The organism is Phenylobacterium sp. (genome assembly GCF_036402295.1).
Lineage (GTDB): Bacteria > Pseudomonadota > Alphaproteobacteria > Caulobacterales > Caulobacteraceae > Phenylobacterium.
Window position 1 is genome coordinate 1 of record NZ_DASWTE010000204.1, and the last position, 8,422, is coordinate 8,422.

General features: G+C 70.4%; 9 protein-coding genes. 8 read left to right on the forward strand and 1 reads right to left on the reverse strand.

The features are described from left to right. From VGD44_RS12785 to VGD44_RS12815, 7 genes are all read left to right on the forward strand, one after another. Nucleotides 1-759: cytochrome c oxidase subunit 3 (locus tag VGD44_RS12785; protein WP_331087566.1), on the forward strand; the 759-nt coding region annotated here is incomplete at its 5' end. Nucleotides 760-769: 10 nt separating this feature from the next. Continuing rightward, on the forward strand, nucleotides 770-1,129 hold the full coding sequence (locus VGD44_RS12790) for a DUF983 domain-containing protein (RefSeq protein ID WP_331087568.1): 360 nt from the start codon (nucleotides 770-772) through the stop codon (nucleotides 1,127-1,129). Further along, on the forward strand, nucleotides 1,119-1,838 hold the full coding sequence (locus tag VGD44_RS12795; RefSeq protein ID WP_331087570.1) for an SURF1 family protein: 720 nt from the start codon (nucleotides 1,119-1,121) through the stop codon (nucleotides 1,836-1,838). Before VGD44_RS12790 ends, VGD44_RS12795 begins: the two co-directional genes overlap by 11 nt. Then, complete coding sequence (gene thrC / locus VGD44_RS12800) at nucleotides 1,838-3,241, forward strand: threonine synthase (RefSeq protein WP_331087572.1); 1,404 nt, start codon at nucleotides 1,838-1,840, stop codon at nucleotides 3,239-3,241. The genes VGD44_RS12795 and thrC overlap by 1 nt, the downstream gene beginning before the upstream one ends. Next, the gene (locus VGD44_RS12805; protein ID WP_331087574.1) at nucleotides 3,231-4,493 is read left to right on the forward strand and encodes a pitrilysin family protein; all 1,263 of its coding nucleotides are present in this window, start codon (nucleotides 3,231-3,233) and stop codon (nucleotides 4,491-4,493) included. The genes thrC and VGD44_RS12805 overlap by 11 nt, the downstream gene beginning before the upstream one ends. 61 nt (nucleotides 4,494-4,554) lie before the next feature. Next, nucleotides 4,555-5,166, forward strand: a complete 612-nt coding sequence (locus VGD44_RS12810) for a GNAT family protein (protein ID WP_331087576.1) — start codon at nucleotides 4,555-4,557, stop codon at nucleotides 5,164-5,166. A gap of 42 nt (nucleotides 5,167-5,208) precedes the next feature. Beyond that, nucleotides 5,209-6,867, forward strand: a complete 1,659-nt coding sequence (locus tag VGD44_RS12815) for a bifunctional diguanylate cyclase/phosphodiesterase (protein ID WP_331087578.1) — start codon at nucleotides 5,209-5,211, stop codon at nucleotides 6,865-6,867. A 154-nt stretch (nucleotides 6,868-7,021) separates the two neighbouring features. Here the strand turns inward: VGD44_RS12815 and VGD44_RS12820 are convergent, their stop codons facing one another. Continuing rightward, nucleotides 7,022-7,585 carry a YqgE/AlgH family protein gene (locus VGD44_RS12820; RefSeq protein ID WP_331087580.1) on the reverse strand — a complete coding sequence of 188 codons (564 nt, stop codon included), beginning with the start codon at nucleotides 7,583-7,585 and terminating at the stop codon, nucleotides 7,022-7,024. A gap of 221 nt (nucleotides 7,586-7,806) precedes the next feature. On the opposite strand from VGD44_RS12820, the gene VGD44_RS12825 reads away from it, so the two are divergent. Then, nucleotides 7,807-8,289, forward strand: a complete 483-nt coding sequence (locus tag VGD44_RS12825; protein WP_331087582.1) for a peroxiredoxin — start codon at nucleotides 7,807-7,809, stop codon at nucleotides 8,287-8,289. Nucleotides 8,290-8,422: the final 133 nt, after the last annotated feature.

Here is an 8,422-nt window from a genome sequence, read left to right on the forward strand (position 1 = left end):
ATCTTCGGCCTTCCCCAGCACACCTCGTGGCTGTTCTTCGCGGGCCTGGCCGGCGTGCTGTTCACGATGCTTGGCTGGTGGGCCGACGTCGTGAAGGAAGCCAACCGCGGCGACCATACGCCGGTGGTCTCCATCGGCCTGCGCTACGGCATGGTGCTGTTCATCGCCTCGGAGGTGATGTTCTTCGTCGCGTGGTTCTGGATCTTCTTCGAGATGGCGCTGTTCCAGGGCAACCGGACGCTGGCTCCCATCGAGGAAGTCCGCACCGCCTGGGCCACCTGGCCGCCCAAGGGCGTCGAGCTGGTGCCGGCCTTCCAGCTGCCGCTGGTAAACACCCTGACGCTGCTGCTCTCGGGCACCACGGGGACCTGGGCGCACCACGCGCTGCAGGAGGGCGAGCGCAAGAACGACAAGATCGCGCTGGTGCTGACGATCATCCTGGGCGCGCTGTTCACGGCGATCCAGGCATACGAGTATCAGCACATCCTCGAGCACAAGTACTTCTTCGGCGGCGAGGGCGCGGAGAACTCCGGCCTCTACGGTTCGGCGTTCTTCATGGCCACCGGCTTCCACGGCTTCCACGTGCTGGTCGGGACCATCTTCCTGGCCGTCTGCCTGATCCGGCTGATGGGCACGGGCTTCTCGCCCAAGCAGCACTTCGGCTTCGAGGCGGCGGCTTGGTACTGGCACTTCGTCGACGTGGTGTGGCTGTTCCTGTTCGCCTTCATCTACGTGGTGTTCGGCGGACCGGCCCACTGAGGTCGAGCGTGTGAGCAAGCCCAATCCGTTGCTGGCTGGGGTGGCTGGACGCTGCCCCAACTGCGGAGAGGGCTTCCTCTTCGAGGGCTTCCTGAAGGTGGCGCCGGCCTGCGAGGCCTGCGGCTACGACTTCGCCAAGGCGGATTCCGGCGACGGGCCGGCGGTGTTCGTGATCCTGATCGCGGGCTTCGTCGTCGCCTTCGCGGCGCTCTTCACCGAGTTCACCCTGCACCCGCCCGTCTGGGTGCACCTGATCCTGTGGCTGCCGGCGACACTGATCCTCTCGCTGGGCCTGATGCGGCCGCTGAAGGGCGCGATGCTCGCCGCCCAGTTCATGAACAAGGCCTCCGAACATCGCCATGGCGAGTGAGCCGCGCCGGGGCTTCCCCGTCGGCCTGACCATCGCCGTGGCCATCGCACTGGCGATCCTCGTGGGCTTGGGCACCTGGCAGTTGCAGCGGCTGACGTGGAAGCAGGGCGTGCTGGCCCGGATCGCGGCGTTGCAGGCTGCGCCGGCCCAGGCTGTCGAGCCGGTGCTGGAGCGGCTGCCGGCGGGCGCGGACGCTGACTTCACCCGCGTGACGGCCACCTGCCCGGGCCTGGGCTCGGCCGCATTCCTCGAACTCTACTCGGTGCGCAACGGGCAGGCGGGTTCACGGCTCGTCTCGGCATGCCGCGTCCTGAGCGGGCGCTACGGTTCGATCCTGGTGGACCGCGGCTTCGTGGCCGACACCATCTCGGCGCGACCGGCCGTGGTCGCATCGGACACGCCTGTCGTGATCACCGGCGTGCTGCGCAAGCCCGAGCCCGGCAACGCCTTCTCGCCGCCGAACCAGCCCGGTCGCTGGTACACCCGCGACGTCGCCGCCATGGCCGCCGCGCTGAAGGCGCCCCAACCCGCGCCGCTGTTCCTGATGGCCGAGACGTCGAGCAACCCCGAATGGAGGGCGCTGGTCCCAGCGCCCATCCCCACGGACATCCCCAACCGCCACCTGGAGTACGCGCTCACCTGGTACGGCCTTGCGGGCGCCCTGCTCGGCGTCTATGCCGCCATGCTCCTCCGCAGGCGGAAGGTCTAATGCGCTACATCTCGACCCGCGGGCAGGCTCCTGCCGTCGGCTTCACGGACGCCGTGCTGGGCGGGCTCGCGCCCGACGGCGGGCTCTACGTGCCCCAGGACTGGCCGACGTTCACGAGGGCCGAGATCGCCGCCTTCGCCGGCAAGCCCTACGCCGAGGTGGCGGCCGCGGTGTTCGGCAAGTTCGCTGGCGACGAGATCGCGCCTGCCGACCTCAAGCGGATGTGCGAGGAGGCCTACGCCACCTTCAGCCACAGGGCCGTGGTCCCGATGGTCCAGGTGGGGCCGCAGACCTTCATCGCCGAGCTGTTCCACGGCCCCAGCCTCGCCTTCAAGGACGTGGCGATGCAGATCCTGGCCCGGCTGTACGACCACCTGCTGGGGCAGCAGCGCCGCAAGCAGACCATCCTCTGCGCCACCTCGGGCGACACTGGCGGCGCGGCCGTCGAGGCGTTCCGGGGCGCGAAGAACGTGCGCGTGGTGGTCATGTTCCCGGAGGGCCGCATCAGCGAGGTGCAGCGCCGGTTCATGACCACGGCGACCGAGGCCAACATCGCCTGTGTGGCCGTGAAGGGCACCTTCGACGACTGCCAGGCGATCCTGAAGGACGCCTTCCAGGACCTGTCACTGAAGCAGGCCGTCGACCTCACCGGCGTCAACTCGATCAACTTCGCGCGCATCGTGGCCCAGTCGGTCTACTACTTCACCACGGCCGCGGCCCTTGGCGCGCCCGATCGGGCGGTGAACTTCGTGGTGCCGTCGGGCAACTTCGGCGACGCCTTCGCGGGCTATGTGGCGCTGCGCATGGGCCTGCCGGTGAAGCGGATCGTAGTGGCCACCAACTCCAACGACATCCTGGCGCGCGCCTTCGCGACCGGCCGCTACGCCCGCGGCGCGGTGCACGCGACCCTGTCGCCCGCCATGGACATCCAGTCGGCGTCGAACTTCGAGCGGCTCTATTTCGAAGCTGTCCAGCGCGAGCCCACAGAGACCGCGCGCGCCTTCGAGGCCTTCCGCACCGCCGGCGCCATCGATATCCCGCCCGGCGCGCTCGGCGCCATGCAGGAGCGGTTCACCGGCGTGGCGATCGGCGAGGATGAGACGGTGAAGACCATCGTCTCGACGCTGAACGAGACCGGCGAGCTGATCGACCCGCATACGGCCGTCGCGGTGGCGGCGCTCAAGCACGTCGAGCTCGACGGCCCGATAGTGGTGCTCTCGACGGCGCACGCGGCCAAGTTCCCCGAGGACGTCGCCAAGGCCTCGGGCGTCGAGCCAGCCCTGCCGCGCGGCGTCGCCAGCCTGGCCGACCGGCCCGAGCGCTTCGACCGCTTGCCGGGCGAAGCCGACACCATCAAGGCCTATGTCCGCGCCTTCGCGGAGGCGAGCCCGGTTGACGCCTAGGGTTCATACGCTGAGCAACGGCGTTCGGGTCGTCTGCGACCCGCTGCCGGCCTGGCAGACGGTGGCGCTGTCGGTGGTGGCCGGGCGCGGGGCCCGGTTCGAAGACGCCGCCCGTTCGGGCTGGTCGCACCTGCTCGAGCACATGGTCTTCAAGGGCGCCGGCGGGCGCTCGGCCCGCGAGATCGTCGAGGTGATCGAGGCCGAGGGCGGCCACATCAACGCGGCCACCGGCTACGAGCGGACCAGCTTCCAGGTGCGCGCGCTGAAGCATGGCCTCGACCTGGGCTCGGCGGTGATCGCCGACCTGGTCCTGCATCCGACCATGGACGCCCATGACCTCGCCCGCGAGAAGCAGGTGGTGGGCCAGGAAATCGCCGAGGCGGCCGACACGCCCGACGACCTGGTCTTCGAGCTGGCGCAGCAGGCGGCGTTCGACGGCCAGCCGCTGGGACGGCCGATCCTCGGGACCACGAAGTCGATCAAGGGCGCGACGCCCGAGACGCTGGGCGCCTGGCGCGCCGAGCTTTATGCGCCGCACACCCTGGTTGTGAGCGCCGCCGGGGCGGTGGACGAGGATGAGCTGCTGAAGCTGGCCGAGCGTGACTTCGGCGGCGCCGACGGCGCCGGCCTGCCCGCCGCCTTGCCGGCGGCCTTCACGGGCGGCACCCGCACCCAGGCCAAGCGGCTGGAGCAGGCGAACCTGGTGCTGCTGCTGCCGGCCGTGGGCGTGCTCGACCCCGACTACTTCGCCCTGCGCCTGCTGGCCGAAATCCTGGGCGGCGGCATGGCCTCGCGGCTCTTCCAGGAGGCGCGCGAGAAGCGCGGCCTGGCCTATGCCATCGACGCATACTCCGAGACATACGCCGACACGGGCGTGCTGGGCGTCTTCGCCGGCTGCGACGCCAAGGACGCCGTCGAGCTGGCCCAGGTGACCGCCGGCGAACTGCAGGCCCTGACCGAGCCGGTGGGCGACACCGAGCTCGCCCGCGCCAAGGCCCAGTTGAAGGGGTCGATGTTCATGGGCCGCGAGTCGGCCCTGGCGCGCGCCGAACAGGCGGCGGGCCAGGTGCTGTTGTTCGGCCGCACGCTCGATCCCGAGGCCGTCGCCGAGGAGGTGGACGCCGTGACGCCGGCGCAGCTGGCGACGCTGACGCAGCGGATCCTGGCGGAGCGGAAGACGGCGGTCGCCATCCTGGGGCCGAAAGCCGCCCTGGCCGCGGCGGAGACGTTCGAAGGCGCGCTGTTCGCCTAGGCGCAAGGGGCTTCTGTGAGACGGGCTTGACGGCCCTCCGATTTGCGCGACCCTCCGTCGCATGGCCCTGCTGGACTGGATCGCGCCCGAGAGCGGCCTTCGCGTCGAAGGCGACGGGGTGCGGCTGCGGCCGCCGCGGGCGTCGGACTATGCGGAGTGGCGCGACCTGCGGGCCGCGAGCCGCGCGTTCCTGCAGCCCTGGGAGCCCACCTGGCCCGCCGACGACCTGTCGCGCGCCGCGTTCCGCAGGCGGCTCTTGGCTTATGCGCGCGACCGCGAGGCCGGCCTCGCCTACCCGTTTTTCGTCTTCCGCGCCTCGGACGACGCGCTGACCGGCGGCATCACCCTGTCGAACGTCCGGCGCGGCGTCGCCCAGATGGGATCGGTCGGCTACTGGTGCGGCAAGCCCTACACGCGGCAGGGCCTGACCCTGGGCGCGGTGCGCGCGCTGTCCGAGTTCGCCTTCCGGACGCTGGCCCTGCACCGGCTGGAAGCGGCCTGCATTCCCGAGAACGCGCCATCGCGCGCGCTGCTTGTCCAGGCAGGGTTCGTCGAGGAGGGATTTGCACAGGCTTATCTTAAAATTAACGGCGCTTGGCGAGACCATGTGCTGTTCGGACGCTCGACTCCCTATCGGGGGCGCGAGGGGCCGGACGAGGGGGTGTCGGTCTGAGAGAGCCCGACGCCGACACACGGGCTTCGTTTTCAGGACGGCATGGCGAACGATCGCTGGATGTGGGACGCCACGGCCACTCTCGAGGCCCTGGGCGCGGCGGAAGTCGCGCTCTGGGTCTGGGAGCCCGAGAAGGACCGCCTGCGCCTGACCGGGGCCACCCGTGCGCTGGGCCTGGGCCCGCTCGCGCCTGACTGCTCCTCCGCCGCCCTGCGCGCGCTGGCCCTGCCGCAGGACCGCGCCATCGCCGAGGACATCCTGCGCGTCCAGGAACCGGGTGAGGAAGTGGCCGTGCGCCTGCGCCTGCGCGGCGGCGCCCCGTGCATCTGGCGCGGAGTCTGGCTGGAAGAGGGCCTGCGCGCCGCCGGCGTGGTCGCCGCCGAGGTCCGCTTCGCCGCCTCGGGTATGGACCACCTGACCGGCCTCGCCGACCGCAAGAGCTTCATCACGCTCGCACGCGAGCGTCTGCAGACGCCGGGCCAGCACGAGCTGATCGTCGCCGACCTCGACCGACTGCGCCGCCTGAACGAGGCCCTGGGCCACGAACGCGCCGACCTGGTGCTGGCGGCGCTGGGCTCGCGCCTGGCCGCGGCTTTCCCGCCGGGGGCCATCCTGGCCCGCATCGGCGAGGACGAGTTCGCCGCGCTGGCGCCCGTGGGCGTCTCGCCCGGCGCCGAGACCCTGCGCCGCGCGCTGGAGCAGCCGCTGCGCGTCGCGGGCTTCGACATCCACCCGACGCTCTCGATCGGCGCCGTGGAGGCGCCGGGCGGCGCCGAGGCGCCCGAGGCGGCCGAGCTGCTGCGGCGTGCGGAACTGGCCGTGGAATCCGCCAAGGGCAACGGCCGCGGCGGCGCCGCCGCCTACGGCCGCAGCCTGGAGACCGACGGCCTGTCGCGGCTGGCGCTGGAAGGCGACCTCAAGGGCGCGCTGCGCCGCGGCGAGCTCACGCCCTTCTACCAGCCCATCGTGCGGCTCTCGACCGGCGCGCTGTCGGGCTTCGAGGCCCTGGTCCGCTGGCGCCACCCGCGCCGCGGCCTCTTGATGCCCGAGCAGTTCCTGCCGCTGTGCGAGGAAATGGGCCTGATGCCCGACCTCGGCGCGATGATGATGCGCGAGGCCGCCGCCCAACTCTCGATCTGGCGCAAGCGCCACCGGGCCGCGGGCGAACTGACCGTAGCCGTGAACCTCTCCACCGGCGAGATCGACCGGCCCGACTTGGTCCCGGACGTCATCGCCATACGCCGCGAGACCGACCTGCCGCCGGGTTCGCTGAAGCTGGAAGTGACCGAGAGCGACGTCATGCGCGACCCGGACCGGGCCGCCGTGATCCTGGGCAACCTGCGCGCGGCCGGCGCGGCGCTGGCGCTGGACGACTTCGGCACCGGCTTCTCGTCCCTGAGCTACCTGACGCGGCTGCCCTTCGACACGCTGAAGATCGACCGCTACTTCGTGCGCACCATGGCCACCAACGAGGGCTCGGCGAAGATCGTCCGATCGGTGGTGAAGCTGGGCCAGGACCTCGCCATGGAAGTGGTGGCCGAGGGCGTCGAGAACGCCGGCATGGCCCGCCAGCTGCTGGCGCTGGGCTGCGACTACGGCCAGGGTTTCGGCTACGCGCCGGCCCTGTCGTCGCAGGAGGCCGAGGTCTACCTCAACGAAAGCTACGTGGACGGCGCGGCTCCGGTGAAGGCGCGGGGGTAGAAGGGCGCAGCGTCCTTCTTCGAACCTCCGCGCAACGGAGGCTCAGTTACTATTTGGAACCACGGAAAACACGGAAAAGCACGGAAGGCGCGGCGGCCATCTTCCGTGTTTTCCGTGGTTCGTTGATTCGGAAGACACCGCTTCGCAGCCTTCCCTAAGCCCGCCCCGCCTCGCTGCTGAGGAACTGCGGGTCGATGCCCAGTTTGCCGAGGGCGCGGGTCCACTTGGTGTCGTAGTCGTCGTCGAAGACCAGGGCCTCGTCGGCATCGACCGTGAGCCAGACGTTCTCGCGGATCTCGCGCTCCAGCTGGCCGGCGCCCCACCCGGCGTAGCCCAGCGCCAGGATCGCCTTGCGCGGATGCTCGTCGTGGGCGCCCATGGCCTCCAGCACCTCGCGCGTGGTGGTCAGCGTGAGGCCGCCCTCGACGTCCTGGCTGTGCTCGGCGTGGTAGTCGTCGGTGTGCAGGACGAAGCCGCGCTCGATCTCGACCGGCCCGCCGATCAGCACCGGATCGGGGTCCATCGCGCCCGACGTCTTGATCTCGAGCCGCTCCAGCAGGTCGGGGATCGTGAGCCCCTCCACCGGCCGGTTCACGGCGATGCCCATCGCGTGCTCCTGGTCGTGGGCGCAGACAAGGATCAACGAACGCTCGAACCGGGGGTCGCCGATCCCCGGCATCGCGATGAGCAGCTGGCCCGAGAGGAACGTGCTTTCCATCTCCACCCAAGATTCTGCCGGATCGTGGCGACTTCAAGGGGCCCAGAGCGGGTTTGATGCAAACCCGCTCCGGACCGACAGGTGACGAGCCCTTCCAATAGGGGAAACCGCTCACACTTTCCCCCAGCGGGCTCTTGCGCATCCGTTTGTCGGAAATCGAGGTTACCTCTGCGGGGGTTCTTGCTTATGTGCTCTCCGAACCCTTCGAAGGAGAACCTCCCATGACGATCAAGGTGGGCGACAAGCTGCCGAACGTGACCCTCACCCAGGCGACGGCCGAGGGCCCGAAGCCCGTCCAGACCGAGGACTTCTTCAAGGGCAAGACCGTGGCCCTGTTCGCCGTGCCGGGCGCGTTCACGCCCACCTGCTCGGCCAAGCACCTGCCGGGCTTCAAGCAGCACGCGCCCGACCTGAAGGCCAAGGGCGTCGACGAGATCGCCTGCCTGTCGGTGAACGACGCCTTCGTGATGCGCGCGTGGGGCGAGGACCAGGCGGTGGGCGACGACATCGCCATGCTGGGCGACGGCAACGGGGCCTTCACCGAAGCGGTGGGCCTGGAGATGGACGGCTCGAAGTTCGGCCTCGGCAAGCGCTCGCAGCGCTACTCCATGATCGTGAAGGACGGCGTCGTGAAGGAGCTGAACATCGAGGCTCCGGGCGAGTTCAAGGTCTCGGCGGCCGACTACATGCTGGCCCAGCTGTGACGACATGAGGGGCGCGGGGCTGGCCCTGGCGGCGGTGCTGGCGGCGCTCCTGCCGCCCGCCGCCGACGCGCGCGGGCCCCGCACCAACAGCGACGAATACAAAAAGAGCTGGGGCCTGGAGGCGATCGGCGCG